Source organism: Dermacoccus sp. 147Ba, from assembly GCF_004151355.1.
Classification (GTDB): Bacteria; Actinomycetota; Actinomycetes; order Actinomycetales; family Dermatophilaceae; genus Dermacoccus; species Dermacoccus abyssi.
Map to the genome: position 1 here is coordinate 1 of NZ_SEHL01000002.1, position 26180 is coordinate 26180.

At 68.3% G+C, this 26180-nt stretch carries 24 protein-coding genes; 19 read left to right on the forward strand and 5 right to left on the reverse strand.

The features are described from left to right. Positions 1 to 248: 248 nt before the first annotated feature. A complete protein-coding gene (locus EVU97_RS15090) occupies positions 249 to 818 on the reverse strand; it encodes a hypothetical protein (protein ID WP_205744848.1) in 570 nt (189 codons plus the stop codon). Positions 819 to 1217: 399 nt separating this feature from the next. Between EVU97_RS15090 and EVU97_RS15095 the strand changes: the two genes are divergently transcribed. The 14 genes from EVU97_RS15095 (at position 1218) to mnhG (ending at position 15626) form a co-directional block, all read left to right on the forward strand. Continuing rightward, the gene (locus EVU97_RS15095; protein ID WP_205744849.1) at positions 1218 to 2135 is read left to right on the forward strand and encodes a hypothetical protein; all 918 of its coding nucleotides are present in this window, start codon (positions 1218 to 1220) and stop codon (positions 2133 to 2135) included. Next, the gene (locus EVU97_RS02360; protein WP_240730102.1) at positions 2128 to 3099 is read left to right on the forward strand and encodes an HAD-IIA family hydrolase; all 972 of its coding nucleotides are present in this window, start codon (positions 2128 to 2130) and stop codon (positions 3097 to 3099) included. The genes EVU97_RS15095 and EVU97_RS02360 overlap by 8 nt, the downstream gene beginning before the upstream one ends. Further along, the gene (locus EVU97_RS02365) at positions 3096 to 3317 is read left to right on the forward strand and encodes a hypothetical protein (RefSeq protein WP_047312662.1); all 222 of its coding nucleotides are present in this window, start codon (positions 3096 to 3098) and stop codon (positions 3315 to 3317) included. The genes EVU97_RS02360 and EVU97_RS02365 overlap by 4 nt, the downstream gene beginning before the upstream one ends. Beyond that, positions 3314 to 4138: a TlyA family RNA methyltransferase gene (locus EVU97_RS02370; RefSeq protein ID WP_047312663.1), complete on the forward strand. Its 825-nt coding sequence runs from the start codon at positions 3314 to 3316 to the stop codon at positions 4136 to 4138. The genes EVU97_RS02365 and EVU97_RS02370 overlap by 4 nt, the downstream gene beginning before the upstream one ends. Then, a complete protein-coding gene (locus EVU97_RS02375; protein WP_129663251.1) occupies positions 4135 to 5040 on the forward strand; it encodes an NAD kinase in 906 nt (301 codons plus the stop codon). The genes EVU97_RS02370 and EVU97_RS02375 overlap by 4 nt, the downstream gene beginning before the upstream one ends. An 80-nt stretch (positions 5041 to 5120) precedes the next feature. After that, positions 5121 to 6881 carry a DNA repair protein RecN gene (gene recN / locus EVU97_RS02380; RefSeq protein ID WP_129663253.1) on the forward strand — a complete coding sequence of 587 codons (1761 nt, stop codon included), beginning with the start codon at positions 5121 to 5123 and terminating at the stop codon, positions 6879 to 6881. A 19-nt stretch (positions 6882 to 6900) separates the two neighbouring features. Then, positions 6901 to 8538, forward strand: coding sequence for a CTP synthase (locus EVU97_RS02385; protein WP_129663821.1), 1638 nt, complete (start codon positions 6901 to 6903; stop codon positions 8536 to 8538). A 76-nt stretch (positions 8539 to 8614) separates the two neighbouring features. Further along, positions 8615 to 9280 carry an NUDIX hydrolase gene (locus EVU97_RS02390; RefSeq protein WP_118912543.1) on the forward strand — a complete coding sequence of 222 codons (666 nt, stop codon included), beginning with the start codon at positions 8615 to 8617 and terminating at the stop codon, positions 9278 to 9280. A gap of 117 nt (positions 9281 to 9397) precedes the next feature. Next, positions 9398 to 12268 carry a Na+/H+ antiporter subunit A gene (locus tag EVU97_RS02395; protein WP_129663255.1) on the forward strand — a complete coding sequence of 957 codons (2871 nt, stop codon included), beginning with the start codon at positions 9398 to 9400 and terminating at the stop codon, positions 12266 to 12268. After that, the gene (locus EVU97_RS02400; protein ID WP_047312668.1) at positions 12265 to 12702 is read left to right on the forward strand and encodes a Na(+)/H(+) antiporter subunit C; all 438 of its coding nucleotides are present in this window, start codon (positions 12265 to 12267) and stop codon (positions 12700 to 12702) included. The genes EVU97_RS02395 and EVU97_RS02400 overlap by 4 nt, the downstream gene beginning before the upstream one ends. Beyond that, positions 12699 to 14390: a Na+/H+ antiporter subunit D gene (locus EVU97_RS02405; RefSeq protein ID WP_129663257.1), complete on the forward strand. Its 1692-nt coding sequence runs from the start codon at positions 12699 to 12701 to the stop codon at positions 14388 to 14390. The genes EVU97_RS02400 and EVU97_RS02405 overlap by 4 nt, the downstream gene beginning before the upstream one ends. Next, positions 14387 to 14974, forward strand: a complete 588-nt coding sequence (locus EVU97_RS02410; RefSeq protein ID WP_129663259.1) for a Na+/H+ antiporter subunit E — start codon at positions 14387 to 14389, stop codon at positions 14972 to 14974. The genes EVU97_RS02405 and EVU97_RS02410 overlap by 4 nt, the downstream gene beginning before the upstream one ends. Further along, positions 14971 to 15255: a monovalent cation/H+ antiporter complex subunit F gene (locus tag EVU97_RS02415; RefSeq protein WP_047312671.1), complete on the forward strand. Its 285-nt coding sequence runs from the start codon at positions 14971 to 14973 to the stop codon at positions 15253 to 15255. Before EVU97_RS02410 ends, EVU97_RS02415 begins: the two co-directional genes overlap by 4 nt. Beyond that, positions 15252 to 15626, forward strand: a complete 375-nt coding sequence (gene mnhG / locus EVU97_RS02420) for a monovalent cation/H(+) antiporter subunit G (protein ID WP_047312672.1) — start codon at positions 15252 to 15254, stop codon at positions 15624 to 15626. Before EVU97_RS02415 ends, mnhG begins: the two co-directional genes overlap by 4 nt. On the opposite strand, the gene EVU97_RS02425 is transcribed toward mnhG, so the two are convergent. Next, a complete protein-coding gene (locus EVU97_RS02425; RefSeq protein WP_129663261.1) occupies positions 15617 to 16609 on the reverse strand; it encodes an asparaginase in 993 nt (330 codons plus the stop codon). The genes mnhG and EVU97_RS02425 overlap by 10 nt on opposite strands. A 96-nt stretch (positions 16610 to 16705) precedes the next feature. On the opposite strand from EVU97_RS02425, the gene EVU97_RS02430 reads away from it, so the two are divergent. Next, positions 16706 to 17107, forward strand: a complete 402-nt coding sequence (locus EVU97_RS02430) for a YchJ family protein (RefSeq protein WP_129663263.1) — start codon at positions 16706 to 16708, stop codon at positions 17105 to 17107. On the opposite strand, the gene EVU97_RS02435 is transcribed toward EVU97_RS02430, so the two are convergent. Further along, a complete protein-coding gene (locus EVU97_RS02435) occupies positions 17080 to 17889 on the reverse strand; it encodes a hypothetical protein (RefSeq protein WP_129663265.1) in 810 nt (269 codons plus the stop codon). The two genes, EVU97_RS02430 and EVU97_RS02435, sit on opposite strands and share 28 nt — an antisense overlap. A 301-nt stretch (positions 17890 to 18190) precedes the next feature. Between EVU97_RS02435 and aspS the strand changes: the two genes are divergently transcribed. Both aspS and EVU97_RS02445 read left to right on the forward strand, forming a co-directional pair. Further along, on the forward strand, positions 18191 to 20014 hold the full coding sequence (aspS, locus tag EVU97_RS02440) for an aspartate--tRNA ligase (protein ID WP_129663267.1): 1824 nt from the start codon (positions 18191 to 18193) through the stop codon (positions 20012 to 20014). Between the two features lie 76 nt (positions 20015 to 20090). Continuing rightward, a complete protein-coding gene (locus tag EVU97_RS02445) occupies positions 20091 to 20690 on the forward strand; it encodes an HAD-IA family hydrolase (protein ID WP_129663269.1) in 600 nt (199 codons plus the stop codon). 60 nt (positions 20691 to 20750) lie between these two features. Here the strand turns inward: EVU97_RS02445 and EVU97_RS02450 are convergent, their stop codons facing one another. Next, entirely contained in the window at positions 20751 to 22928 is a 2178-nt protein-coding gene (locus EVU97_RS02450) for an MMPL family transporter (protein ID WP_165357847.1), read from the reverse strand. Continuing rightward, the gene (locus tag EVU97_RS14900) at positions 22925 to 23497 is read right to left on the reverse strand and encodes a PH domain-containing protein (RefSeq protein ID WP_165357848.1); all 573 of its coding nucleotides are present in this window, start codon (positions 23495 to 23497) and stop codon (positions 22925 to 22927) included. The genes EVU97_RS02450 and EVU97_RS14900 overlap by 4 nt, the downstream gene beginning before the upstream one ends. Before the next feature lie 74 nt (positions 23498 to 23571). Here EVU97_RS14900 and EVU97_RS02460 point away from each other — a divergent pair, with 74 nt between their 5' ends. Together EVU97_RS02460 and EVU97_RS02465 are read left to right on the forward strand one after the other, a co-directional pair. Further along, a complete protein-coding gene (locus tag EVU97_RS02460; protein ID WP_047312679.1) occupies positions 23572 to 24933 on the forward strand; it encodes a replication-associated recombination protein A in 1362 nt (453 codons plus the stop codon). A 254-nt stretch (positions 24934 to 25187) separates the two neighbouring features. Then, complete coding sequence (locus EVU97_RS02465; RefSeq protein WP_047312680.1) at positions 25188 to 26177, forward strand: ABC transporter permease; 990 nt, start codon at positions 25188 to 25190, stop codon at positions 26175 to 26177. Positions 26178 to 26180 lie beyond the last annotated feature (3 nt).

The window sequence follows — 26180 nt, forward strand, 5'->3', positions numbered from 1 at the left end:
GGGGTTCTCGAACGATCTGAACGTGTCACACGTGTGACGGCCTTGTAGCCCAACGGCTCGGCCCACACCGACAACGGTTCAGGTTCGAGAACCCCCTTTTCTCGCATACCCAAAAGTCTTTGCTTCGACGTGTTGGTACTCGGCTCCATAGCCTGCCGGGCCGCGGTTGTCGGAGGCCTGTGCGACGATGAAATCGTCGTACCAACCGAGAGGAAACCATGTCCGAAGAGCGCAACGACAACGCATCCTCAGAGGGCGCCGAGCGCCAGCGAAGCCAGCGTTGGTCCAGCGCTCGTTCGGATCGTCGTGACGCTCCGCGGCGCGACGGTTCTCGTGATCAGCGTCGGGGTGACGACACCTACCGTTCGGATCGCCGCGACGAATCGCGTGGTGAAGGTCAGCCACGCGGGGACGGCTTCCGTGAGTCGTCCCGTGGTGCCTCCCGAGGCGACGACCGCCGCGGGGGATATGGCGATCGTGGGGGCTACGGTCGCTTCGATGACCGTGGTCCCCGCGATGACGAGCGCCGCGGTGGTTTCGATCGACGTGAAGTCCGTGGCGGTGCGCGTCGCGGGGAGTCTCGGGAGGTTCGGGGTGGCTACCGCCGACAGGACTCGCGTGATGGTGAGCGTCGCTTCGAACGCCGCGATGGCGGTTTCTCGCGTGGGGCGCAGGGTGAGCGCGGAGGTTACGGCCGTCGCGAAGACCGTGAGTATCAGGGGCGTCGTGACGATCGGCCGCAGCGCGGAGGCTACGGCAACCGCGACGAGCCCAATGGTCGTGGCGGCTACGGTGGCCGTGATGATCGCGGCGGCCATGGCCGGCGCGATGAACGATCCGACCGGGGCGGCTATGGGCGTCGCGACGAGCGCTCTGAGCGCGGTGGCTTTCGCGGACGTGACGAGCGGGGCGGGGCCGGACGTGACGGAGAGCGCCGGGGCTTCGGAGACCGCGACGGCGCGCGCTCGGGTGGGCGCAGCGTTGGTTCCTCCGACCGCGGGCGTGGTTTCGATTCCCGCGACCGACGGGACGGCTTCGAGCGTGGGGGACGCGACGGCGGACGTGATCGCGGCCGCGGGTTCGAGCGTCGCGGCGGGTTCGACGGTCGCGGTGACCGCGGCGCCGGCTGGTCGGACGAGCAGAGCCAGATCCGCGGCCCGCGCAGCTGGGACGCGAAGGCGACCGGTGACGAGCGTCCCCGTCGTCGTCCCGAGCCGATGCTTCCGGAGGAGATCACGGGCTACGAGCTCGACAAGTCGGTGCGTCAGCAGTTGCGCACGCTGAGCAAGGACAACGCAGAAGGCGTGGCGCGTCACCTCGTGGCCGCAGCCGAACTGCTAGAGGAGAACCCGGAGAAGGCTCTGGACCACGCGCAGCACGCGGTGTCGCGTGCCGGCCGAGTTCCGGCGGCCCGCGAGGCCCTCGGTCTCGTGCTCTACCGCACGGGTGAGTACGCCGAGGCGTTGCGGGAGTTCCGCACGGCTCGCCGTCTGTCGGGTTCGGATCACCTGCTGCCGTACATGGTCGATTGTGAGCGCGGCCTCGGCCGCTACGAGCGTGCTCTCGAACTCGCCAACTCGACGGAGGCTCAGCGTCTGCCGGAGGCGGACAACATCGAACTGGCCATCGTCGTGTCGGGCGTCCGGCGCGACATGGGCCAGGCGCGTGCGGCGGTCGTGGGCCTGCGTCTTCCGGCGCTGCAGAAGGCCACGACCCAGCCGTGGGCAGCCCGTCTGTTCTACGCGTACGCCGATGCCCTCATGGACCTCGGCGAGTCGGACGAGGCGCGCGAGTGGTTCGTCAAGGCCGGCGAGGCCGACCGGGACGGTGAGACGGACGCGGGTGACCGCATCGACCAGATCGACGGCTTCGAGCTGACCGACCTCACGCCCGACGACGAGGACGAGCAGGACCCGCGCCTTGCCGAGATCGACCTGTCCGAGTACGGGGCGGTGCAGCCGCAGCGCCCGGAGGCCATATCTGCTGAGCCGACGACCGAGGCATACGCAGATGCTGCGGCCAACGAGCATGCGGTGAGCGACAACATCGTGGAGTCTGACGCCCCGGAGGCGGAGTCCTCCGGAGAGCGCAGCGTTCCTCGCGCGACGTTCGACGACGGCAGCTCTCGTGGCTGATGCGTTGATCGCTCGGTACGCGGCGATCGTCTGCGATCTCGACGGGGTCGTGTACGCCGGTCCCGAGCCGATCGAGCACGCTGTCGAGGCGTTGACGGCGGCATCAGACAACGGTGCCCACGTCGTCTATGCGACGAACAACGCGTCGCGTACCCCGGCCGAGGTCGCGGGGCACCTGCGTGAGTTCGGCCTCGTGGTTGACGACGCCGACGTCGTCAACTCCTCGGCAGCGGGTGCCTACCTCCTGGCGGGGTCGCTCACGGCGAAAGCTCGGGTGCTCGCCGTCGGGGGCGCCGGTGTGGGTGTCGCGCTCACCGAGGCGGGCTTGACGCCGGTGTCGCCCCAGGAGGCCCGGGACGGCACGCCGGTCGAGGCTGTGCTCCAGGGGTACGGCGCGGACGTGCGTGCGAGTGACCTCGCGGAGGCGGGTTTCGCCGTCGCCGGCGGGGCACGCTGGATGGCGACGAACACCGATCTCACCCTCCCCACCGACCGTGGAGTCGCGCCGGGCAACGGTTCGCTCGTGGGCGCGGTACGCAACGCCGTCGGCGTGGACCCGGAGGTGGCAGGCAAGCCGATGCCCACGATGTACGAGATGGCAGCGCGACGCAGCGGCATCGACGCGCACCAGGTACTGGCCATCGGCGACCGGCTTGAGACCGACATCGAGGGCGCCGTGCGTGCGGGTATGGATTCCGTGCTCGTCCTCACCGGCGTGCACGATCTTGCCGATGCGGCGGCTGCGGCCCCAGAGCGTCGGCCCACGTTCGTGGTCGAAGACCTGCGGTCCCTGGCGAAGCCCTACGACGAGGACCCTTCCGCCCCCGGCACCTCGCACGACGCCCTGACCTGGTCCCAGGCGCGCGCGCTGCTGCGCGCGACGTGGGCCGAGGTCGACGCCGGCGAGCTCGACGCGGACGGCGCCCGTCATCGGTTCACGGACCTCACGGTGCGCTCGGCATGACGGCCGTTCCTTCCCCGCGCGACCTCAATCGCGCAGGCGGTCCCGCGGGCGGTGGGGAAACGCAGCACGACGGGGCTGTCGATGCGGCGCTCGAGACGCTGTCGAAGTCCACCGAGGAGTTCGTCGACGGTGCGCGCGAGGACGCCGGCGGCGTCATCGAGGCCGCCGAGGCGGTGCACGAACAGTTGCAGCGTCGCCTGCAGGAGGCCGGATCGTGAGCGGCCAGACCCGGCTCGACGCGGCGCTCGTCGAGCGGGGTCTCGTGCGTTCGCGGGCCCAGGCCAAGGAGGCTCTCGCACGCGGCAGTGTCGCCGTCAACGGGCAGATCGAACGCAAGGCCTCCACCAAGGTCGCAGATGCGGACGTCGTCACGACGAGCGAGGAGCGTGACCCCTACGTCGGGCGCGCAGCGCGCAAGCTCCTTGCCGCGCTCGAGGCCTTCCCGGACTTCGCGGGCGCCGTTTCCGGTGCACGTGCCGTGGACGTCGGTGCCTCGACGGGTGGCTTCACCCAGGTGCTGCTCGAGCGTGGTGCGACGCATGTCGTGGCGCTCGACGTGGGCCACGGACAACTGGCCGAACCAGTCAAGAGCGACCCTCGCGTCACCGATCTCGAGGGCCTCAACATCCGCGACGTCGTCTCGCGCGACAAGGTGGACGGCTCTCCTTTCGATCTTGTCGTGAGTGACCTGTCCTTCATCTCGCTCACTTTGGCGCTACCGCACATGAACTTCCTCCTGGCGGAGGCCGGGCATCTCGTCGTGCTCGTCAAGCCGCAGTTCGAGGTCGGCCGCGAACGTCTGGGGCGCACCGGCGTCGTCACGTCGCGCGATCAGCGCCGTGAGAGTCTCGAACGCGTTCTCGCCACGGCCACCGGGCTTTCGCTCGTCGTCCATGGCATAGCGTGGAGCCCCATGGTGGGTACGCACGGCAACCACGAATACCTCGTGTGGTTGCGCCGTGAGAACCAAGGCAGCGGCCTCGACGACGAGACCCTGCGCGCCACCATCGACCAGCTCACCGGGAGGGACGACACATGAGCCGCCGCATCCTGCTCATCGGCCATTCGCGACGTCCTGAGGCCTTCGACGTGGCCGAGCGGCTCGTGTCCGCTCTCACCGAGCAGGGCATCACCGTCGTCGGATTCGCCGACGAATTGACGGCCTTTGGCATCCGAGAGCGTGACCACGTCGTCACGCTCGCCGAAGGTACGTTGCCGCAGGGATGCGAGTTGGCCGTCGTCCTCGGTGGCGACGGAACGATCCTTCGTGCAGCAGAGATCTGCCGTGACACCGGCATGCCGCTGCTCGGCATCAACCTCGGCCACGTCGGCTTTCTCGCAGAAGCCGAGATGGAGGACGTCGACCGCATCGCCGGCGGCATCATCGAACGCAGCTGGAGCGTGGAGGAGCGGGCGACGCTCGAGGTCGTCGCCTCGTCCGGCGGGAACGACCCCACCGAGCTGTACCGCGGCTGGGCTCTCAACGAAGCCAGTGTGGAGAAAGCCGAACGCGAGCGAATGCTCGAACTGACGGTCGAGATCGACGGCCGGCCGCTGTCGACATGGGGAGCGGACGGCGTCGTCATCGCGACCCCCACGGGCTCGACTGCCTATGCCTTCAGCGCCGGGGGGCCCGTTGTGTGGCCCGACACCGAGGCCATCCTGCTCGTGCCGATCTCCGCCCACGCGCTCTTCGCGCGCCCCCTCGTGCTCAGCCCGGCCGCTCGGCTCGCGGTCGAACTGGTGCCGGGGGCGCAGGGGAAGGCAGTGTTGTGGTGTGACGGGCGACGTTCGTTCGATCTGCCCGACGGTGCGCGGATCGACGTCGTGGCGAGTGCCAAGCCGGTACGCCTGGCGCGTCTCAGCTCCGCTCCGTTCACGGATCGTCTCGTGCGCAAGTTCGACCTCTCGGTCTCGGGGTGGCGCGGCTCGCGCGCCTGAGATCGTTCGCCAGGAGCGAAATCTCCAATCGAATGCGTGTTCGAACGACGATCGGTCGGTCGGCTCCCTAGAGTGGTCTCGTGCTCAAGGAGATCCGCATTCGCAACATGGGTGTCATCGCCGACGCCACGTTGGAGCTGAGCCCGGGCCTCAACGTCGTCACCGGTGAGACCGGCGCAGGCAAGACGATGGTCGTCTCCGGCCTGGGGTTGCTCCTCGGCGAGCGCGCCGACGCCGATCGTGTACGCACGGGGGAGAAGCGTGCCGTGGTCGAGGGCTTCCTCGACCTGCCTGACGACCACGCTGCCCTCGCGACGCTGCGCGACGAGTTCGAGTTCGACGGCGACGAGGAACTCATCCTCTCGCGCACGGTGGCTGCGGGAGGCCGGTCCAGAGCTCATGTCGCCGGGCGCAGCGTGCCGGCGTCGGTGTTGGCCCAGGTCGGCCACGACCTCGTTGCCGTGCACGGTCAGGCCGATCAGTGGCGTCTCAAGCGTCCCGAGGAACACCGTGAGGTGCTCGACTCGTTCGCGGGTGCCGAGTTGGCCGCTCTCGCCGAGCAGTACCGCGAAGGCTTCGTCCGGTTGAAGGCTCTTCGGGCCGAACGGCGTGAACTGACGCAGAAGGCTCAAGAGCGCGCGCAGCGTCTCACGATGCTCGAGGCCGGCATCGCACGGATCGACGAGCTCGAGCCCGTGGAGGGGGAAGACGTCGAACTCGCCGCGGAGAGCGAGCGGCTCACCCACGCCGAGGATCTCCTCGCGGCGGGCACGGGGGCCGCCGGCGCACTTGCCGGTGACGAGACGGACCCTGACCAGCCCAACGCTCTTGCGCTGCTCGCGCACGCACGAAGTGTGCTCGACTCGGCGGTGTCGCTGGACGCCTCACTGGGCGAGTACGTCACCCGGCTCAAGGAGATCCAGACGTTGACCGCCGACCTCGCGGCCGACGTCTCGGGGTACGCCTCCGGTATTGACATGGATCCGGCGCGGCTTGCCGACGTGCACCAGCGTCGCGCGGCCCTCACGGCCCTCATGAAGGCGTTCGGTCCCGAGCTCTCCGATGTCGTCGCCTGGCGCACGGCAGCGGGAGTCGAGGCCGAGGAGTTGGCAGGCTCCGACGACCGTGTCTCGGCCATCGACGCCGAGATCGCCTCGCTCACGCCGAAGGTGGCCGACCTCGCGCTTCGTCTGCACGATGCGCGCGTTGAGGCCGCTACCAAGCTCGGCCAAGATGTCACCGCCGAGCTTGCCCACCTTGCCATGGGCTCCGCGCGCCTCGAAGTCGCCGTCACGCTCAACGCGGCCGAAGCCGGCCTCGAGCTGGGGGACGGGCGCATCGTGAAGCCCACCGAACACGGCATCGACGACGTCGCGCTCCTGCTCGCGGCGAACAAGGGCATGGCTCCGAAGCCGGTGACGAAGGCTGCCTCCGGTGGTGAGCTCTCCCGCGTCATGCTCGCGCTCGAGGTCGTGAGCAGCACGGGCGAGGTGCCGACGTTCGTCTTCGACGAGGTCGATGCCGGTGTCGGCGGTGAGGCGGCGGTCGACATCGGCGCGCGTCTGGCCAAACTGTCCGAACAGGCACAGGTCATCGTCGTCACGCACCTCGCCCAGGTCGCGGCGTTCGCCGACAACCACCTCGTCGTGCACAAGTCGCACGACGGCGCCGTGACGGAAAGTGGTGTCACGAGCGTCACAGGTGAGGCCCGGCACGAAGAGCTGGCGCGAATGCTGGGCGGCGATGCCTCCAGCGCGGTTGCGGTGGAGCACGCGAAGCAACTCCTTGCCTCCTCCGACGCGATTCGTCGCGAGGCGATGTCGCCCGCCCCCGTTCGATGACGTAGGCTGGCATTCCGTGGTGGATCAGACGACGAAGCAGATTTTTGTCACCGGAGGCGTTGCCTCTTCCCTCGGAAAAGGCCTGACGGCATCGAGCCTCGGCCGACTCCTTCGCGCACGTGGCCTCAGCGTCACGATGCAGAAGCTCGACCCGTACCTCAACGTCGACCCGGGAACGATGAACCCGTTCCAGCACGGTGAGGTGTTCGTCACCGAAGACGGTGCGGAGACCGACCTCGACATCGGGCACTACGAGCGGTTCCTCGACGTCAACCTGCACGGTCGCGCCAATGTGACGACCGGCCAGGTGTACTCCGACGTCATCGCCAAGGAGCGTCGCGGCGAGTACCTCGGCGACACCGTGCAGGTGATCCCGCACATCACGAACGAGATCATGGACCGCATGCGCGCCGAGGCCAACGGCCCCGACGCTCCGGACATCATCATCACCGAGATCGGCGGCACCGTCGGCGACATCGAGTCGCTGCCGTTCCTCGAGGCCGCTCGCCAGGTCCGCCACGCCGTGGGCCGCGACAACGTCTTCTTCCTCCACGTCTCCCTCGTGCCCTACATCGGACCGAGCGGCGAGCTCAAGACGAAGCCCACGCAGCACTCCGTCGCGGCACTGCGTCAGGTCGGTATCCAGCCCGACGGCCTCGTGCTGCGCGCGGACCGCGAGATTCCCGAGGGCATCAAGCGCAAGATCTCCCTCATGTGCGACGTCGACTCCGAGGCAGTCGCCGCTGCCGTCGACGCGCCGAGCATCTACGACATCCCGAAGGTCGTGCACGCCGAGGGCCTCGACGCCTACGTCATCCGCCGTCTCGGCCTGCCGTTCCGTGATGTCGACTGGGCCCAGTGGGACACGCTGCTCGGCCACGTTCACTCGCCGGCCCACGAGGTGGAGCTCGCGCTCGTCGGCAAGTACATCGACCTGCCCGACGCCTACCTGTCGGTGACCGAGGCCATGCGTGCCGGTGGCTTCCACCACGACACCAAGGTGAAGATCCGCTGGGTCGCCTCCGACACCTGCCAGACCGAGGCCGGCGCGCAGAAGGCGCTCGGGGGAGTGGACGGCATCCTCGTCCCCGGCGGCTTCGGCGTGCGCGGCATCGAGGGCAAGCTCGGCGCTCTGCGCTGGGCACGTGAGAACAAGGTGCCCACCCTGGGCATCTGCCTCGGTTTGCAGTGCATGGTCATCGAGTACGCCCGCAACGTCGCCGGTATCGCGGACGCCTCGTCGTCGGAGTTCGACCCGAACACGAGCCACCCCGTCATCGCGACGATGGAGGAGCAGAAGTCCTACGTCCAGGGCGAGGGCGACCTCGGCGGCACGATGCGTCTCGGTGCCTACCCCGCGAAGCTCGCGGAGGGTTCTATCGTAGCGACGGCCTATGGCGCCACGGACGTCAGCGAGCGTCACCGTCACCGTTTCGAGGTCAACAACGACTACCGCGACGACATCGCGCAGGCGGGTCTCGTCTTCTCCGGCACCTCGCCCGAGGGCACCCTCGTCGAGTTCGTGGAGCTGCCGAAGGACGTCCACCCGTACTACGTGTCGACGCAGGCGCACCCCGAGTTCAAGTCGCGCCCGCACCGGGCGCACCCGCTTTTCGCCGGTCTCGTGGAGGCGGCGCTCGAGCGCAAGAAGGGCTGAGCCGCAAGCGAACCGGTCGGTGCCTGCCCCTGGACACATGGGGCGGGCACCGACCGTTCTGTGAGAAAATCCCCTCATGACGAGCGAGCACGGACGGATGACCCGCGACGACCTCGTCGACGAGTACGCCAAGGCGCCCGTCACGCATAGCGAGTGCGTCTACGAAGGCCGGGTCTGGAACGTCCTGTCCGAGGAGGCCGACCTCGGCGACGCCGGTCGCGTCACCCGCGACTTCGTCGACCACCCTGGCGCCGTCGCTGTTCTCGCCCTGCGTGGTGAAGCCGGCGCCGAAGAGGTGCTCGTCATTCAGCAGTACCGCCACCCGATCGGTGCCCGCGAGTGGGAGATTCCTGCGGGTCTGCTCGACGTCGACGGCGAACCTCCGCACGAAGCGGCACTGCGCGAACTCTACGAAGAGGCCGACCTGCGAGCCGGGCGCCTCGACCTGCTCATCGACTACGCCTCCTCGCCGGGCGGTCTGTCGGAGCAGTTGCGTATCTACCTCGCCCGGGACGTGAGCGAGGTCGCTGCCGACGACCGTTTCGAGCGCGAGGACGAAGAGCTCGACATGCCGACGGCCTGGGTGTCGCTCGACGATGTCGTCGCCGCGGCCATGGCGGGCCGCATCCACAATCCGACCCTCCTCATGGGAGCGTTCGCCGCGAATGTCGCACGCGCGAACGGGTGGAACGACCTGCGACCCGCCGACTCACCGTGGGAGGTCCACCCGAAGGTCTCCTGACGCCGCGGGTGCCTGAGTGCGGCCCGCATGGCCGCGGTTCCTCGCATCCCGACCCAAGAAGTCCCTTCCGCTCCACCCACCCGCCGGCCCTCCCGAACGTCGTCTCGAGGTTCTCGCGTGATCCTTCTCATCTCCGTTTATCTCCTGGCTGCGCTCGCCGCGCCGGCGATGGCGCGCGCCCTCGGGCGCAAGGTTTTCATGGCCCTTGCGATCGTGCCGCTCGCCACCTTCGTCTGGGCCGTGCTCAATGCGCCGGGCGCCGCCCCCGTCACCCAGACCGTCTCGTGGATTCCCTCACTCGGAACCGATCTGGCGTTCCGGATGGGTGCCCTGCAGTGGCTGCTGACCCTCGTTGTGGCCGGCGTGGGTGCCCTCGTCCTCTTCTACTGCGCCTCCTACTTCCATGACGACGACCGTGTCGGCTCGTTCGCGGCCACCTTCATCGCGTTCGCCGGTTCGATGCTCGGCCTCGTCCTGGCCGACGACCTGCTCATGGTCTACGTCTTCTGGGAGATGACGACGGTCTTCTCCTACCTGCTCATCGGTTACGACATGACCAAGCGCTCGGCGCGCCTGGCAGCCATGCAAGCGCTGATCGTCACGACGTTCGGCGGGCTCGCGATGCTCGTCGGCATGCTCATGCTCGGTCACCTCGCCGGCACGATGCGTATCTCCGAGATCCTCGCCGACCCGCCGGCTGCCAGCGGCCTGCTGACGGCGGCCGTGATGCTCGTGCTCGTCGGCGCTCTGAGCAAGTCGGCCATCGTGCCGTTCCACTTCTGGTTGCCCGGTGCCATGTCGGCCCCGACCCCGGTGAGTGCCTACCTGCACGCCGCCTCGATGGTGAAGGCGGGCGTCTACCTCGTGGCCCTGCTCGCCCCGACGTTCGCGGGTGTGCCCGGCTGGCGCGCCGGCATCCTCACCCTCGGTGTGCTCACCATGCTCGTCGGCGGCTGGCGTTCACTCGTGCAGTGCGACGTCAAGCTGATCCTCGCCTACGGCACCGTGAGCCAGTTGGGGTTCCTCCTCGTCGTCCTCAGTGTCGGCACCCGCGCGGCGGCTCTGGCCGGTGTGGCGTTGCTCCTGGCCCACGCGCTGTTCAAGTCCTGCTTGTTCCTCGTCGTCGGCATCATCGACCACAACGCTGGAAACCGTGACCTGCGCACCCTCTCGGGCCTCGGGCGCCGTTCGCCGGTGCTGTTCGCCGCGGCCGCGATCGCCGGCGCATCGATGGTCGGCTTCCCGCCCCTGCTGGGCTTCGTGGCCAAGGAGAGCGTTCTCACCGCCCTCGTCGACGTGACGGCCGGTGGCGACGGAACCGGCCTCGGACCGGTGGCGGCCTGGACCGTGCTCGCCGGAGTCGTCCTGGGCTCGATCATCACCACGGCCTACACGTTGCGATTCCTCTGGGGCGCTTTCGCCGACAAGCCTGGCGTCGAGGCCACGGACTTCAAGACTCCCAGCCCCGCTTTCCTCGCCTCACCCGTCGTCCTCGCCGTCCTCAGCCTCGGTGTCGCGTTCTTCGGCGGGCCGCTGACAAAGTCGCTCGAGGGGTACACCCACCAGTTCCCGCCGGGGGCCCACGAGGCGAAGCTGGCTCTCTGGCACGGGCTCGGCCTTCCGCTCGCACTGTCGGTCCTCGCCCTGGTCGGTGGTGCGCTCATGTTCGTCGCGCGCCGCCCCATCGCTCATGCGCAGGCGAAGGTCGCCCAGCCGTGGAGTGCGCAGCGCGCCTACCTCTCGCTCATGCACGGCGTCGACCGCCTCTCCGTCGAGGTCACCGGTTTCATGCAGCGTGGTTCGGTGAGCGCCTACCTCGCGGTGACGCTGGTCGTCCTTCTCGCGTTCCCCGGTGTCGCCATGCTCATGGCGTGGACGCCGGACGTCCAGGTCCACGTGTGGGACACGCCGGCCCAGGCGGCGGCCGGACTCGTCGTCGTCCTCGCGGCCATCATGACCGCCCGCGCGCGTCGGCGCCTTCGCGCTGCGCTGCTCGTCGGTGTGACGGGGTACGGCTGCGCCGTCCTCTTCGTCCTGCAGGGCGCACCCGACCTCGCCCTCACCCAAGTGCTCGTCGAGACGGCCAGCGTCATCGCCTTCGTGCTCGTCCTGCGCCGTCTGCCCACCTACTTCACCGATCGGCCGCTGTCGGCGCAGCGTTACGTGCGCGCCCTGCTCGGCCTCGCCGTCGGTGCCGCGGTCGCAGGCATCATGATCGTCGCGACGAACGCCCGCACCGCGCAGCCCGTCTCCGTCGGCTTCCCCGAGGCGAGCGTCGACTTCGGCGGCGGCAAGAACATCGTCAGCGTCACCCTCGTCGACATCCGTGCGTGGGACACGATGGGGGAGATCTCCGTGCTCGTGGCAGCGGCCACCGGTGTGGCGAGCCTGCTCTTCATCGGAACGCGCCGCTCAACGATTCGCCGCGTCGGGGACCTGCCCCAGCACCACGCGGCGGAACCGAAGACGAGCGGCTCGTGGCTCTCCGGGCCGAGCACACTCGCGCCGGAGAAGCGTTCCATCATCTTCGAGGTCGTCACGCGTCTCGTGTTCCCAGCCATGGTCATGGTCGGTGTGTACCTGCTGTTCGCAGGCCACAACTTCACCGGTGGCGGGTTCGCCGGCGGCATCGTCACGGGGCTCGCCCTCGTCGTGCGCTACCTCGCGGGCGGCCGGTACGAGCTCGACGAGGCTGCGCCGATCGACGCGGGCACACTCCTGGGCGTCGGTCTCGTCATCGCGGCGGGCTCGGGCCTCGCGCCGCTGGCGTTCGGCGGCGCTGTGCTGGAGAGCTACCAGTACGACGTCCACCTGCCGCTCCTCGGTGACCACCACCTCGTGACGTCGCTGTTCTTCGACATCGGTGTCTACCTCGTCGTCGTCGGGCTCATCCTCGATCTGCTGCGCACGTTCGGTTCGCGGATCGACCGTCAGATCATCTCCGAGGAACGCGACAACGACGCGGCGAACGCGGAGGTGGCTCGATGAGCGCGAACCTGACCCTCATCATCACGGCGGCGAGCCTCATCGGCGTCAGTGTCTACCTGCTGCTCGAGCGCAGCCTGACGCGCGTCCTCGTCGGGCTGCTCATGCTCGGCAACGGGGTGAACCTTCTGTTCATGGTCGCTGCGGGGCCCTCGGGGCATCCGCCGGTCGCCGGCAAGGTGTCGGCCGAGGACATGACCGACCCGCTTCCGCAGGCACTCGTCCTCACCGCCATCGTCATCGCTCTCGGTACGACGGCGTTCGCCCTGGCCATGGCCTACCGCAGTTGGCAGCTCAACGGGCACGACGACGTCCAGGACGACGTCGAGGACGCCGCGATCCGTCGTCGCGCCCTGCGTGACGAGGCCTCCGACAGCTACGACCTCACGACCGGTGGTCCGGACGACGACGACTCCGCACCCGAGGAGAAGGCATGAATTACGTCGTCCCCCTTCCCGTTCTGCTGCCGCTGTTCGGCTGCGGCGCCGCACTGATGTTCTCGCGTCGCCCCCGGGTACAGCGCGCCATTACGGTGAGCGTCCTCGTCGCCGTCGTGGCCATCGCCTCGATGCTCCTCGTCGCCGCCGACCGGCACGGACCGCAGGTCGCGTGGCTCGGTTCGTGGCCGCGGCCCCTCGGCCTGGCACTCGTGGCCGACCGCGTGTCGGCGCTCATGCTGCTCGTGTCGGCCATCGTCACCCTCGCGGTCCTCGTGTACTCGTTGGCCCAGGGCGGCGCGAGCGAGGACGACGAGAGCACTCCGGTCTCGATCTATCACCCGACGTTCATGGTGCTCGTCGCCGGCGTCTCGAACGCCTTCCTCGCGGGTGACCTGTTCAACCTGTTCGTCAGCTTCGAGATGCTGCTCTTCGCGAGCTATGTCCTGCTCACCCTCGGTGGTACCGAGAGCCGGATCCGGGCGGGCACGATCTACGTCGTCATCAACATGGTGTCGTCGGCGTTGTTCCTCATCGCCATCGCAGCGGTTTACGCCGCGACGGGGTCGCTCAACTTCGCGCAGCTCTCCGAGCGCCTCGGCGACCTGCCGGACGGCGTGGCCCTCACGTTGCAACTGCTGCTGCTCACGGTATTCGCCATCAAGGCCGCTGTGTTCCCGCTGTCGTTCTGGCTCCCGGACAGCTACCCGACGGCGCCCGCGCCGGTGACGGCCGTCTTCGCCGGCTTGCTGACGAAGGTGGGTGTCTACGCCATCCTGCGCACCCAGACACTGCTGTTCCCCGACAGCCCGCTGTCGAACCTGCTGCTGTGGACGGCGTTCGCCACGATGCTCGTCGGCATCCTCGGCGCGGTCGCGCAGTCGGACGTCAAGCGAATGCTCTCGTTCACGCTCGTCAGTCACATCGGCTACATGATCCTGGGCATCGCTCTCGGTTCGGCCGAGGGCCTCGCGGGGGCCACGTTCTACGTCGTGCACCACATCACGATCCAGACCGTGCTGTTCCTCGTCGTGGGGCTCATCGAATACCGCACGGGAACAACGAGCCTGCTGCGCCTCGGCGGCTTGGCGAAGACCGCGCCGTTCATCGCGATCCTCTTCTTCATTCCGGCGATGAACCTCGCGGGCATCCCGCCGCTGTCGGGCTACCTCGGCAAGATCGGACTCCTGCAGGCGGCCGTCGCAGACGGCTCGGCCACGGCCTACGTCCTCGTCGGCGGCGCCGTCGTGACGAGCCTTCTCACGCTCTACGCTATGGCGAAGGCGTGGGCGCTCGCCTTCTGGCGCAGTGAGGAACAGGCGCGCGAAATGTCCAAGGCGCTCAACGAGGCAGCGGCCGAACACGACGAGCCGTCCCTTCGACACATCACGAAGCGGGCCGTCGAGAAGAACGCCAGTGAGGCGGACCGGGTCATGCCGACGGACGTCGCGCTCGCTGCCGGCGCGACGGAGGAGGACGAAGAGGTGGACGACCTCTACGACAAACCGCTCCACGCCCGTGAAGGCGCGACTCCGCGCACGCTCATGTGGCCGACGACGGCGCTCGTCGCCTTCTCGATCGCGCTCACCGTCGTGGCTGGACCGCTTTTCGGCCTCACCGAACGTGCCTCTGTCGACATGAAGGCGCGTACGCCGTACGTCAACGCGGTGTTGGGAGACGACCGATGAGTGATCGACAGTCGCCGTCCGGGCGTCGTCGCCGAGTGCGCTCGGTCTGGCCCTCCATGGTGCCGCTGGCCGTCGTGTGGTGTCTGCTCTGGGGCGAGTTCAGCCTGTTCAACATCCTCGCGGGCGCGCTCGTAGGTGCCGTCGTCGTCATCGCTTTCCCGATGCCGCCATTGCACCTGCATCTGCGGCCGCGCCCCGTGGCTCTGGCCGTGCTCGTCGGAAAGTTCGTCGTCGACGTCGTCGTCTCGAGCGTGCGGGTCGCGTGGACGGCCCTTCGCCCCGGGGCGTCCTCGCTGACGAACGCCATCGTGCGGGTGGAACTCGCGACGCCGTCGGACTTCGTCCTCACGGTGGTCGCGCAGATGACCTCGCTCATCCCCGGAAGCATCGTCGTCGACGTCCACCGCGCGCGGCACACGCTCTACCTGCACGTCCTCGACGTGAACAGCGCCGAGGAAGCGGACGAGTTCCGTCAGCGGGTGCTCGAGCAGGAAGAGCGCGTGGTCGCGGCCATCGGTGGGTACGCCCACGACATCGACGAACGGAGCGACCGACCGGTCCGTGAGGGAGGAACCGAGCGATGAACGCCGTCTACCTGGTGTGCGTGGTCGTCCTCACGGCTGCAGCCGTGCTCACGCTCGCCCGCGTCACGATGGGCCCGACGATGCTCGACCGCAGCGTCGCGCTCGACGTGCTCATCTCGATCGTCATCTGTGGCCTCGCGGTTGAAGCCGCCTGGAACCAGCACCTGTTCACCCTGCCAACCCTCCTCGTGCTCGCGCTGCTCGGTTTCACCGGTTCGGTTTCCGTGGCGCGCTACATCCGAGGGTTCGACGACATCGAGGACGAGGAGGACGGAGCATGACCACGTTCTTCGACGTCGTTGCCGCCATCTGCATGATCACGGGCTCGCTGCTGGCGCTCGTGGCCGCGATCGGGCAGGTCCGGATGCCGGATCTGCTCAGCCGCACTCACCCCGCGACGAAGCCTCAGGTGCTGGGGCTCGGCCTCGTCCTGCTCGGCGTCGCGCTGCGGCTGCGTGAGCCGGAAGCTTTCGGGCTGCTCGCCCTCGTCATCATCTTCCAGCTCGTCACCTCACCGGTCGCGAGCCACATGATCGGGCGTGCCGCGGTGCGTACCGACAACCGCGGGGAAGAACGCCTCGTCGTGGACGAGCTGTCCGAGGACCGCCCGCAGGGGCGAGCCGACGAAGGGGACGTTCCGGATCAGCGGTAGCCGCCCTGCCGACGCACGGCCGCTTCGATCTGCTCACGGTCTGTGCCCGCGGCCAGTAGCACGCTGACGAGCAGGCGCGCCTTGAGTGCATCGAGATAGCCGCCCATGACGACGCCGCGCTGCTGGAGATCGACCTCCGCCCCGACGGCGCCGTACGTCTCGACGAGGGCCGGGCCGGAGTGCGTACGGCTCGTCATGATGACGGGCATGCGCTCGGCGATGGCGCCGACCGCCTCGGCCCACCACCCCGGAACGTGGCCCGCGCCGAAGCCGGCCAGGACGAGGGCATCGGCACCGTCAGCGACGGCCTCCAGCGTGCGGACCGACTGCCCGAAGCCGGTGACGAGGACGGGTACCTCGACGTCCATCGTCGTCACGTTCGACACGTCGGCGCCGAGCGCAGAGCGCGCGCCCGGCGGAGAGAAGAAGTGGACGTGCCCCTCGAGCACGCGACCGGCGGGGCCGGTGTTGGGGGAGCGGAAGGTAGAGATGGACGCGGTGTCCGATTTGGTGACGTGGCGCGCCGCGTGGATCTCGTCGGCGAAGACGACGAAGGCGCCCCTTTCGCGCGCCTCGGGGGAAGCTGCGACACGCACGGCCGCGAGGAGGTTCGCTGCGCCGTCGGCGCCGGCCATCGTCGGGTTTCGCATGGCGCCTGTGGCGACGAAGGGTCGCGGGTCGTCCCAGAGAAGATCAAGCAGGTAGGCCGACTCTTCGAGGGTGTCGGTTCCCTGAACGAGAACGAATCCGCCAGCATCGCTCGATCGGGCGCGCTCGAAAACCGTGAGCAGGTGAGTGTAGGTGAGTGAGCCGCTTTGTTCGCGAGCGACCTGCTCGGCCGTGACCTCGGCGTCCACCTGATCGAGGCCTGGAACGGCGGCGAGCAGGTCGTCTCCGCTCAGCGTCGGCCGTACCGAGTGACCGTCCGCGGAGGACATGCTGATCGTGCCGCCGAGAAAGTACATCGTCACCCGTGCCGTCATGGGCGTCAGGCTACCGGCCCGTGTCGCGGCCCATCGATGGGGCCGGGTCAGCCGGCCCGAACAACACGACCGGGCAGGACAACTAGGCTCGAACGCATGAATGCCGAGGAGCTATGCCCCTGCGGTGGCTTCGCCGCCGAGACCTCCTACGCGCGTTGCTGCGCACCCTTCGTCGACGACGGCGAGCCCGCCCCGACGTGCGAGCAGCTCATGCGATCGCGGTACACGGCGTTCGCCCGTCGGAATGCCGACCACCTGTGGCGGACATGGCACCCGCGTACCCGGCCGGAGCAGGTGGCCGACCTCGACGGCGTGACGTGGTTGGGTCTCGAGGTGCTGGGCACCGAAGCAGGAGGGCCTGACGACAGCGAAGGCACCGTCGACTTCGCCGCCCACTTCCGTACGGACGCGGGGGAGCGAGGCGCCGTTCGCGAACACTCAGGCTTCGCTCGCCGCGGCGGGCGCTGGTTCTACGTCGACGGCGACGAACTCGGCTGACTCGCGAGAGCGACAACTCGCTCCCGGCCGAGGTCGACGAACCCGACCCGCGTGAGGATCGGGGCGCTCGTCGTCACCCGCCCCTTGACGACGGCATGTGCATACCCGAGTTCGTGTGCGCGCCGAAGACGGGCGAGAAGGTTCGCGCGGTAGGCCCCGCGCCCGCGCGCCGCCTTCGTCGACGATCCTCCCCACAGGAGAACGAGGCGATCGTCGGGGTAGAACGTCATGCCGCCGGAGGCAGCCGGTCGGCCGTCGAGCACCGTGACGAAGACGCCGCCGCGCCCCTGGTCGTACTCCTCCTGGCACGCCCGAGCCCTCACGTCGGGGTCCTCGTCGTTCGGGGTCTCGTTCTCGAACGCCTCATCGCTCACGGCATCCCAGGCCTTCACGAGGTCGGGTGTGGTGACGGGCTCGGTGGACACGTCGTCCGGCACCGGTACGTCCGGCACGCCCTCGCTCAGATCGAGTGCGAGCACGGACAACGTCTCGGCCACATGCCCGCCCCGCTCGAGGAGCCTGGGCTCGAGTGAAGGGTTCGGGGTGGCGCTGCTCAGGCCGCAGAACCACACCGTGTCGCGGCTCCAGGACCGCGCCTGCGCCAACGCGGCGTCGATGACGTCGTCAGCGGGGGAGCGCGAGGTGAGGCGGTGGGCCTGGCAGTGCTGCTGCAGCCACATCGGGTACTTCACCAGGGTGAAGGCGTCGGTGCGAACCACCTCCGCGAAGTCGGGCTCCCACACGATGGCCGCAGCGGCCCGGCGCACTACGTCGACGTCCATGACGCCAGACTAGGCCGGGCGGAATCACGGGTGCGGCCATCGCCGCGCGTCACCTAGAATGAGAAGCGTTGTTCGTGGTGGCGTGACGACCCACCGGAGCCTCTTCGAAGACTCGGCGAACAGCACGCGCGTCCGGCGACACCGACGAGAGGCCGAAGTTCTTTCGGCGAAGGTGTGGTGGCACCGCGACCTGGCCCCCGCCCACACCTCCCGGGCTGCCCCCACGTGGGCGCACCCGGTCGCAGGTATCGCAAGCATCTTTCCGGGTGAACCCGTCGTGGACCGACCCGAAAGGAACATCATGCTTCGTACCCATGAAGCCGGAACCCTGCGCCAGTCGAACGTCGGTGACACCGTCACCCTCACCGGCTGGGTGGCCAAGCGACGCGACCACGGTGGCGTGGCCTTCGTCGACCTGCGTGACGCCTCGGGCGTCGTCCAGGTCGTCGCGCGCGACGAGGTGCTCACCGGCGCCGCGCACGGCCTGCGCTCCGAGTACTGCATCAAGGTGACCGGCAAGGTCACCGCGCGCGAGGCGAAGGACGTCAACCCGAACCTGCCGACCGGTGAGGTCGACGTCGTTGCCGACGAGATCGAGGTTCTCTCCGAGGCTGCTGCCTTGCCGTTCCAGATCGACGAGCGCATCACCGTCGGCGAAGAGGCCCGCCTCAAGTACCGCTACCTCGACCTGCGCCGTCAGGCTCCTGGCGACGCGCTCCGTCTGCGCTCGAAGGTGTCGCAGGCCGCGCGTTCCGTGCTCGGCGAGCGCGACTTCGTCGAGATCGAGACCCCGACGCTCACCCGTTCCACGCCCGAGGGCGCTCGCGACTTCCTCGTGCCCGCACGTCTCGCGCCGGGCAGCTGGTACGCCCTGCCGCAGAGCCCGCAGCTGTTCAAGCAGCTGCTCATGGTGGCCGGCATGGAGCGCTACTACCAGATCGCGCGTTGTTACCGCGACGAGGACTTCCGCGCCGACCGTCAGCCCGAGTTCACGCAGCTCGACATCGAGATGAGCTTCGTCGAGCAGGACGACGTCATCGAGCTCGGTGAGTCGATCGCCAAGGCGGTGTGGAAGACGATCGGTGTCGACCTGCCGACGCCGTTCCCGCGCATGACGTACGCCGACGCCATGGCGAAGTACGGCTCGGACAAGCCTGACCTGCGCTTCGCCAACGAGCTCACCGACTGCACCGAGTTCTTCTCCGACACGACGTTCCGTGTGTTCCAGGCAGAGTACGTCGGCGCCGTCGTCATGCCGGGCGGCGCGAGCCAGCCGCGTCGACAGCTCGACGCGTGGCAGGAATGGGCCAAGCAGCGCGGCGCCAAGGGTCTCGCGTACGTCCTCGTCGCCGAGGACGGTTCGCTCACCGGGCCCGTGGCGAAGAACCTCTCCGAGACCGAGACGTCCGGCTTGGCCGAGCACGTCGGCGCGAAGCCGGGCGACTGCATCTTCTTCGCCGCCGGCGCCACGAAGGCCTCGCGGGCTCTGCTCGGTGCGGCGCGCCTCGAGATCGGCAAGCGTTGCGAGCTCATCGACGAGAACGCGTGGAGCTTCCTGTGGGTCGTCGACGCACCGCTGTTCGAGCCGGCCGCTGACGCTGTCGCCTCGGGCGACGTGGCCGTCGGTGCGGGTAAGTGGACCGCCGTGCACCACGCCTTCACCATGCCGAAGGCCGAGTACCTCGACACGTTCGACACGAACCCGGGCGAGGCGCTCGCCTACGCCTACGACATGGTGTGCAACGGCAACGAGATCGGCGGCGGGTCGATCCGTATCCACCGCCGCGACATCCAGGAGCGCGTGTTCAAGGTCATGGGCCTGTCGCAGGAGGACGCACAGGAGAAGTTCGGCTTCCTCCTCGAGGCCTTCAGCTTCGGCGCCCCGCCGCACGGCGGTATCGCGTTCGGCTGGGACCGCATCGTGTCGCTGCTCGCGGGTGTCGACTCGATCCGTGAGGTCATCGCCTTCCCGAAGAGCGGTGGCGGTTACGACCCGTTGACGGCTGCGCCCGCCCCGATTACTGCGCAGCAGCGCAAGGAGGCCGGCATCGACGCGAAGCCCGAGCCGAAGAAGGAAGCAGCTTCCCCGGCTGCACCGGACGAGGTTTCGCCCACGCAGTCCTGATCGACGGCCGCTCGTGCCCCGTCATCCCCTGTGGGTGGCGGGGCACGCCCCTTTTCCGGGCGATAGTTTGGGTCGCATGACTTCATCCCCGCGAGCTGTCCTTCTCGACGCCGACGGCGTGCTGCAGCACCCGTCCCACGACTGGGAGGCCGCCCTGGCCGACGTCGGGGGAGCGGCCTTCCCCGCGGCCGTCTTCGAGCACGAGCGGCCCGCCATGCGCGGGGAGATGACGATGCGTGAGGCGCTCCTCGCCGCGGCGCAGGCGGTCGGCAGCGACATCGATGTCGACGACACCCTGACGCTGTGGGGACGCTTCGACCTCGACGAGGAGGCTCTGTCCGTGGTCGACGAGCTACGCGCGCTCGGGTACCGGTGCTACCTCACGACCAACCAGCAGGACGTCCGGGTTGCGGCAATGCGTGAACGCTACGCGAACCGCCTCGACGGCTACTTCTTCTCCTGCGAGGTGGGAGAAGCCAAACCGGCGGGGCAGTACTTCGTCCGCGTCCTCGAGACCCTCGGCCTGCAGCCGGGTGACTGCGTCTTCGTCGACGACTCACCGGCCAACGTCCGCTCCGCGTCCGGCGTGGGTCTGCGCTCGCACCTCGTGGACGCGAGTGACAACGTCGCGAGCCTTCGAGCTGCGCTGCGCAATGAAGGGCTCCTGCCCGACTGATTTTCGCCAACGCACCACCCGATGAGTCCGCATCGCGACTCATCTGGTGGTTTCCGTCGGTCAGTGAGTGAAGCCGAACCTGGCGTGCCAGCGCTTGAGGAACGCCGGCGCCCACCAGTTCCACCGGCCCATGAGCGTCATCGTCGCGGGGACGAGGATCATGCGCACGAGCGTCGCATCGAGCGCGATCGACAGCGCGAGTCCGACGCCGAGCTGCTTGACGACGATCATCTTGGCCGCGGCGAAGCCGAGCATGACGATGATCATGAGCAGAGCGGCGCTCGTCACGATCCGGCCGCATCGCTGGATGCCGACGGCCACGGCTCGCGCGTCGTCGTCGCCCTGTTCGTGCGCCTCGACGATGCGTGACAGGAGAAAGACCTCGTAGTCCATGGCGAGGCCGAACCCGAACGCCAAGAGAATGACGGGCACGGTGGATTCGACGGCGTCGTTGCTCGTGTAGCCGAGCAGGGTTTCGAAGTGCCCGTTCTGGAAGATCCACGTCATGGCGCCGAGGCTCGCTGCCAGTGACAGCGCGTTGAAGATCAACGCCTTGAGCGGGAGCACGAGCGAACCGGTCATGAGGAAGAGCAGGACGAGCGTCGCGAGTGCGACGACGAGTGCTACGAGAGGAGCGCGGGCGGTGATGGCCTTGCTGTAGTCGTCGAGTTTCGCCTGTTGACCCGTCACCCAGGTGTCGAACTCAGGGCGGTCTGAGCGCAGGGCATCGACGACTTGGCCGGTTCGCCCGTTGGACGGCGTCGCACCGGCGACGCGAACACCGACTGCGACATAGCCGTCGCCGAGATCGCGCGTCGGGTTGATCCCGCTCACGTGCTCAACCTTCGCAACGTCCCGTGTGGCCCAGGCGCTCGCGGTCGCGACGTCGGTCTTCGCGACGACGGTGACCGCGGGCTCGGCGAGTGCGGGAAAGTCCTGGCGCAGATCGGCGAGGAGCACCCGCTGCGTGTCCTCCTTGGGCAGCATGGCGCCGGTGGAACTGACCTGACGCAGGCCGGCGAGGGGAGTGGCGAGCAGCACGAGCACGGCCACGACAGCGGCGATGGAGACCCAGATGTGACGTTGCACCCCGTGGGCGAGCGAGGCGAAACGACCCGTGTCCGCGTCCGGCGCGACACGCTTGCGAGCGAGTCGGCGTGCCGCGAGGCGGGCGCATGCGGGGACGAGAGTGAGGGAAGCAAAGCACGCGACGACAACGACGGACAGGCCTGCGAGACCGACCGCCTTCGTCACCGAGGCCGGGAAGAGGAGCAGACCCGACACGGAGATGGCGACTGTCAGGCCACTGAACAGGACGGTACGTCCCGCTGTGGAGAGCGTGCGAGCCGTCGCGAGATCGAGCTCCGCGTCGCTCAGGTCCCGAGCCTCACGCTCGTCACCACCCACGCGTGACAGTTCCTCGCGGAATCGCCCGACGATGAGCAGGCCGTAGTCGATGGACAGGCCGAGGCCCAGGATCGTCACGATGTTGACGACGGTGGCGTCGAGTTCGGTGAACTGGGCGAATCCGAAGAGGGCGAGCAGACCGCCACCGATGGAGGAGATCGCACCCGCGAGAGGCAGGCCCGCTGCGATGAAGCCGCCGAAGACAATGACCATGACGACGAGGGTCAGCGGGAAGGCGATTCCCTCCCCGGTGCGCAGATCCTCCTGGACCTGGTCGGTGATGCGCTTGAGCACCTCGACCGAACCACCGGTGCGGACGGTGCCGGCATCGCCGACGACGGCCTTCGCGCGGCGAGTGACCTCGCTGGAGGCCCTCTCCTGATCGGCCTTGGCCAAACCCGGCTCGAGGTTCGCGACGAAAACGACCGATTGTGGGGCGGACTTCGAGGTGTACACCGCGGCCACTCGCGGATCCCGAGCCGCGGGGGTGAAGGCCGACTCGACGGACCTCGTGCGCGGGGCAGCGTCGATCTCCTTCTGCAGGGGCGGGCCGAGGGAGCGTTGCTCGGATCGGTCGAGACCGTCGATGCGCACGAGGACGCTGCCGCCGGCCCTGTCACCGGTGAGGAGCTTGTCGTTGCCGAAGTGGGACTCACCGGGGACGTACGGCTCCTTCTGCTGCAGTTGCCCGAAGAGTCCGCCCCCGCCGAAGGCTCCGCTCGTGCCGGCGAAAGCGAGCACGACGCCGACTAGCCACGCGAGTGCGATCCACTTCGCGCGACGGGCGACGAAGTGTCCGTAGCGCCCGCCCTGGGGGGTTCGGGTGGTCACGCAAGAATCCCGACGACGACGCAGACAACGGCAAGAACCATGAGTGCGGTCGGGAGCGGGAGGAAACGCACGGACTTGCCCGACGGGGTGCCGGTGGGGTTGTCGACGGTCTCTGCATTGAGGGCCTCGCGCAACGCACGTGACGATGTCGGCAATTCCACCAGGGATCCGGGTTCGGGGCGCCACGAGCCCGCGGCGCCGGAGGTCTGCATGTCACGGTCACTGCGTGCCTTCTGGGAGCCGATTGCCCAGACGGTCGTGCGGCCACCGTCGTTGTCGTGGATGACGAGGCTTCCCCGCGAATCCGTGTGGGAGATGCCCTCCCACGGAAGAGTGACCTCACGCACGACGTTGCTCACGATCACGGCGTCCGCGGTGAAGCGCAGGCTCGGACGCGCCATGACGCAGAACGAGAGCGCGGCGAACGCGGCGCCGAAGTACAGCATCGGGCGTCCGCTGTGGGAGAAGGCCCCGGCCACGGCAAGGAGCGCTCCGATGACGACCCCGATCCAGCCGATGTAGACGTTGAAGCGCTGCCTGGTCGCATTGACCCCGCTCGGTTGGGACATGGTGCATCTCCGCTCTCGTTCTGGCGGCCCAACTCTAGCGGGGTGCTGCCGGGTCCACCTGATTGACTGGGCGCATGAGCGATGACCTGTTCTCGAACCAACTCGACGGTGAACGTCGCGACGGTACGGCAGCCAGCGGGGCCATGGCGCCCTTGGCCGTTCGAATGCGTCCGCGGACGCTCGAGGAAGTGCGTGGGCAGGGTGACGTCCTCAAGCCCGGTTCGCCGCTCCGTCGACTCATCGAAGGTCAATCGGGGGCTGCCGGTCCGATGAGCGCGATCCTCTGGGGTCCTCCGGGAACAGGGAAAACGACGCTGGCGCACCTGGCCGCGGGCAGCGCCGACCGACGCTTCGTCGAGCTCTCCGCGATTACCGCCGGCGTGAAGGACGTGAGGCAGGCGATGGAGGAGGCTGGCCGTCACCTCGCGATGTACGGACGCTCGACCGTGCTGTTCCTCGACGAGATCCACCGCTTCTCCAAGGCACAGCAGGACGCGCTCCTGCCGGGAGTGGAGAACCGCACCGTCATCCTCGTCGCGGCCACGACGGAGAACCCCAGCTTTAGCGTCATCGCGCCCCTGTTGTCACGCTCCGTCCTCGTGACGCTCAAGTCGCTAGACGACGAGCAGGTTGCCGCCGTCATCGCCAGTGCCCTCGCCGACGAGCGGGGTTTCGCAGGCGCGTTCACGCTCGCGGACGACGCGCGCGACCATCTCGTGCGCATGGCCGGGGGTGACGCCCGGCGAGCTCTGACGGCACTCGAAGCTGCCGCCGGCGTCACCACGGACGCAGGGGGGAGCGAGATCTCGTTGGCCTCGGTGGAACAGGCCATGGCTGCGGCCGCTGTTCGTTACGACCGTGCCGGCGACCAGCACTACGACGTCTCGTCGGCCCTCATCAAGTCGATGCGCGGTTCGGACGTCGATGCCGCACTTCACTACCTCGCGCGCATGCTCGAGGCGGGGGAGGACCCGCGCTTCATCGCACGCCGCATCGTCATCGCGGCCAGTGAAGACATTGGCATGGCAGATCCGACGGCTTTGCAGACCGCAGTGGCCGCCATGCACGCCGTGGCGCAGATCGGCATGCCCGAGGCTCGGATCATCCTCGGCCAGGCCGTCGTCCACAACTGTCTCGCTCCGAAGTCGAACGCCGCCTACTCGGCGATCAACGCCGCCATCGCCGATGTCCGTGCCGGGCGCGGAGGCGCCGTGCCACCTCATCTGCGCGGTACCGGCTACGCCGGGGCGACGCAGCTCGGCCACGGGGCCGGATATCGATACACGCACGACGAACCGTCCGGTGTCGGGCCGCAACAGTTCCTACCGGACGATCTGGTGGCGGACGCGGACTACTACGCGCCGACGGCACGCGGCTGGGAGGAACGGCTGGGCGAGCGGTGGCGCTCGCTGCGCGCGACAATTCGCGGCCGTTGAGCGTGCAAGGCGATGCACCGCGCTGAGAAACGTTGCGAGAGTTTCCGCCCCTGGCCGTGTTTTGTTAACCCCTCGTCTCATGGGCTGAGAAAAGTAACGATCTGGTGACCGTGCCTCGATAAGGCTTGCATCACACCTTCGCTGAGGCATGATCTGTGGGTGCGCACAGCGGGACACCTTCCCGCAACAGGTTTTTCGCGCGCGGACCGAAGCGCCCCACAGGGCGTCGCTACCGAAAGGGCAGAGCCTTGACGATGGTCACCGGCGATCCGAACGTCGAGAACTTCTCTCCCGACGGCGCGGAGTCCGAGAGCCCCAAGAAGATCGAAGGACGTTCGCTTCGGCAGATCGCCCTCGGTCGCCTGAAGAAGGACAAGGGCACCCTCGCCGCCATGATGATCGCGGCTCTGTTCATCCTGTGCGCGATCGCCTCGCCGATCCTCGACAAGATGGGCGTCATCGACCCCTTCACGAACCACCGCGAGTTGATCGACTCCTCGGGTAACCCGAAGGTCGGCATCAGTGGAAGCCACCTGCTGGGGGTTGTTCCCGGTAGCGGCACAGATCTGCTCAGCCGCCTCATGCTGGGTGTGACGTTCTCCGTCATCGTCGGTCTGTGCGCCACGATCGTGGCGATCAGCATCGGTCTCGTGATCGGTCTCATCGCGGGCTTCTCCGGCGGCAAGGTCGACTTCCTGTGCAGCCGTTTGATCGACCTCGTCTTGTGTTTCCCGCAGACGCTCATGTTGCTCGCTCTTTCGGGAACACTGGTCGCGCGCCTCGAAGACATCGGAGTTCCGAAGGGCAATGTCGCGATGGGCCTTTACGTCATTCTCGTCCTGGGCCTGTTCGGATGGCCGACCTTCGCGCGAATCATCCGTGGTCAGGTCATGACCCTGCGCAACCGCGAGTTCGTCGAAGCCGCTCGAAGCCTCGGCGCCTCGAACAAGCGCCTGTACTTCACCGAGCTGCTGCCCAACCTGTGGGCCCCGCTGCTCGTGTACTCCACGCTGCTGTTCCCGGTCTTCGTCTCGGCCGAGGCGGCCCTCGGGTTCCTCGGGGTCGGCATCAAGGCGCCCACCCCGACGCTGGGAAACATCATCAACGACTCGGTTGCCTACGCGCAGACCAACGCTCTCTACTTCTTCGCCCCGACCCTGTCTGTTGCTCTGCTGGTGCTGAGCTTCAACCTTGTCGGTGACGGCCTCCGCGACGCCTTGGACCCCAAGGCCGACCGCCACTGACAC